The organism is Psychrobacillus faecigallinarum, assembly GCF_014836595.1.
GTDB classification, from domain to species: Bacteria; Bacillota; Bacilli; order Bacillales_A; family Planococcaceae; genus Psychrobacillus; species Psychrobacillus faecigallinarum.
This window is the reverse complement of sequence record NZ_JACSQO010000022.1, coordinates 1-3,014: the sequence shown is the minus strand read 5'-3', so window position 1 is coordinate 3,014 and position 3,014 is coordinate 1. Positions and strand designations below refer to the sequence as shown.

At 51.6% G+C, this 3,014-nt stretch carries 1 rRNA gene; it reads right to left on the bottom strand.

The window, feature by feature from the left end:
* Positions 1-12 precede the first annotated feature (12 nt).
* Positions 13-2,940: ribosomal RNA gene (locus H9650_RS20200) — 23S ribosomal RNA — on the bottom strand.
* Positions 2,941-3,014: the final 74 nt, after the last annotated feature.

The following is a 3,014-nucleotide window of genomic DNA, read 5'->3' as shown; positions in this document are numbered from 1 at the left end:
GAAACAAACAATTTGGTTAAGTCCTCGATCGATTAGTATTCGTCAGCTGCACGTGTCGCCACGCTTCCACCCCGAACCTATCTACCTCATCGTCTTTGAGGGATCTTACTTACTTGCGTAATGGGAAATCTCATCTTGAGGGGGGCTTCGTGCTTAGATGCTTTCAGCACTTATCCCGTCCACACATAGCTACCCAGCGATGCCCTTGGCAGAACAACTGGTACACCAGCGGTGTGTCCATCCCGGTCCTCTCGTACTAAGGACAGCTCCTCTCAAATTTCCTACGCCCACGACGGATAGGGACCGAACTGTCTCACGACGTTCTGAACCCAGCTCGCGTACCGCTTTAATGGGCGAACAGCCCAACCCTTGGGACCGACTACAGCCCCAGGATGCGATGAGCCGACATCGAGGTGCCAAACCTCCCCGTCGATGTGGACTCTTGGGGGAGATAAGCCTGTTATCCCCGGGGTAGCTTTTATCCGTTGAGCGATGGCCCTTCCATGCGGAACCACCGGATCACTAAGCCCGTCTTTCGACCCTGCTCGACTTGTAGGTCTCGCAGTCAAGCTCCCTTCTGCCTTTACACTCTTCGAATGATTTCCAACCATTCTGAGGGAACCTTTGGGCGCCTCCGTTACACTTTAGGAGGCGACCGCCCCAGTCAAACTGCCCGCCTGACACTGTCTCCTACCCGGGTTACGGGTATGGGTTAGAATTTCAATACAACCAGGGTAGTATCCCACCGACGCCTCCTCCGAAGCTGGCGCTCCGGGCTCTAAGGCTCCTACCTATCCTGTACAAGTTGCACCAAAATTCAATATCAAGCTACAGTAAAGCTCCACGGGGTCTTTCCGTCCTGTCGCGGGTAACCTGCATCTTCACAGGTACTATAATTTCACCGAGTCTCTCGTTGAGACAGTGCCCAGATCGTTACGCCTTTCGTGCGGGTCGGAACTTACCCGACAAGGAATTTCGCTACCTTAGGACCGTTATAGTTACGGCCGCCGTTTACTGGGGCTTCAATTCGCACCTTCGCTTGCGCTAAGCACTCCTCTTAACCTTCCAGCACCGGGCAGGCGTCAGCCCCTATACTTCACCTTACGGTTTTGCAGAGACCTGTGTTTTTGCTAAACAGTCGCCTGGGCCTATTCACTGCGGCTCTTCTAGGCTATACACCCAAAAGAGCACCCCTTCTCCCGAAGTTACGGGGTCATTTTGCCGAGTTCCTTAACGAGAGTTCTCTCGCTCACCTTAGGATTCTCTCCTCGACTACCTGTGTCGGTTTGCGGTACGGGCACCTCCCACCTCGTTAGAGGCTTTTCTTGGCAGTGTGAAATCAGGAACTTCGGACTAAGTCCTCGCCATCACAGCTCAATGTTACAGAGTGCGGATTTGCCTACACTCACACCTCACTGCTTGGACGTGCATAACCAACAGCACGCTTACCCTATCCTACTGCGTCCCCCCATCACTCAAACGGTGGGGTGGTGGTACAGGAATATCAACCTGTTGTCCATCGTCTACGCCTATCGGCCTCGACTTAGGTCCCGACTAACCCTGAGCGGACGAGCCTTCCTCAGGAAACCTTAGTCATACGGTGGATGGGATTCTCACCCATCTTTCGCTACTCATACCGGCATTCTCACTTCTAAGCGCTCCACCAGTCCTTCCGGTCTGACTTCAACGCCCTTAGAACGCTCTCCTACCACTGATACCAAAGGTATCAATCCACAGCTTCGGTGATTTGTTTAGCCCCGATACATTTTCGGCGCAGCGTCACTCGACCAGTGAGCTATTACGCACTCTTTAAATGATGGCTGCTTCTAAGCCAACATCCTGGTTGTCTAAGCAACGCCACATCCTTTTCCACTTAACAAATACTTTGGGACCTTAGCTGGTGGTCTGGGCTGTTTCCCTCTTGACTACGGATCTTATCACTCGCAGTCTGACTCCCAAACATAAATCATTGGCATTCGGAGTTTGTCTGAATTCGGTAACCCGGGATGGGCCCCTAGTCCAAACAGTGCTCTACCTCCAAGATTCTAACGTTTGAGGCTAGCCCTAAAGCTATTTCGGAGAGAACCAGCTATCTCCAGGTTCGATTGGAATTTCTCCGCTACCCACACCTCATCCCCGCACTTTTCAACGTGCGTGGGTTCGGACCTCCAGTAAGTGTTACCTTACCTTCATCCTGGACATGGGTAGATCACCTGGTTTCGGGTCTACGACCACATACTCATTCGCCCTATTCAGACTCGCTTTCGCTGCGGCTCCGTCTTCTCAACTTAACCTCGCATGTAATCGTAACTCGCCGGTTCATTCTACAAAAGGCACGCCATCACCCGTTAACGGGCTTTGACTATTTGTAGGCACACGGTTTCAGGGTCTATTTCACTCCCCTTCCGGGGTGCTTTTCACCTTTCCCTCACGGTACTGGTTCACTATCGGTCACTAGGTAGTATTTAGCCTTGGGAGATGGTCCTCCCGGATTCCGACGGAATTTCACGTGTTCCGCCGTACTCAGGATACACTCTGGAGGGAATGAATTTTGGACTACGGGGCTTTTACCCTATCCTGCGGACCTTTCCAGGTCGCTTCATCTAACTCATTCTTTTGTAACTCCGTATAGAGTGTCCTACAACCCCAAGAGGCAAGCCTCTTGGTTTGGGCTCTTCCCGTTTCGCTCGCCGCTACTCAGGGAATCGAATTTTCTTTCTCTTCCTCCAGGTACTTAGATGTTTCAGTTCCCTGGGTGTGTCTCAGATGCGCTATGTATTCACGCAAATGTACTGCCCCATTACGGGCAGTGGGTTTCCCCATTCGGAAATCTCCGGATCGAAGCTCACTTACAGCTCCCCGAAGCATATCGGTGTTAGTGCCGTCCTTCGTCGACTCCTAGTGCCAAGGCATCCACCGTGCGCCCTTATTAACTTAACCTAAAAGTTAAAAGTACTACACTTGCAATCACGTAAGTGATCACAATTTGAATATCTTGCGTTTGTTTCTTTTTT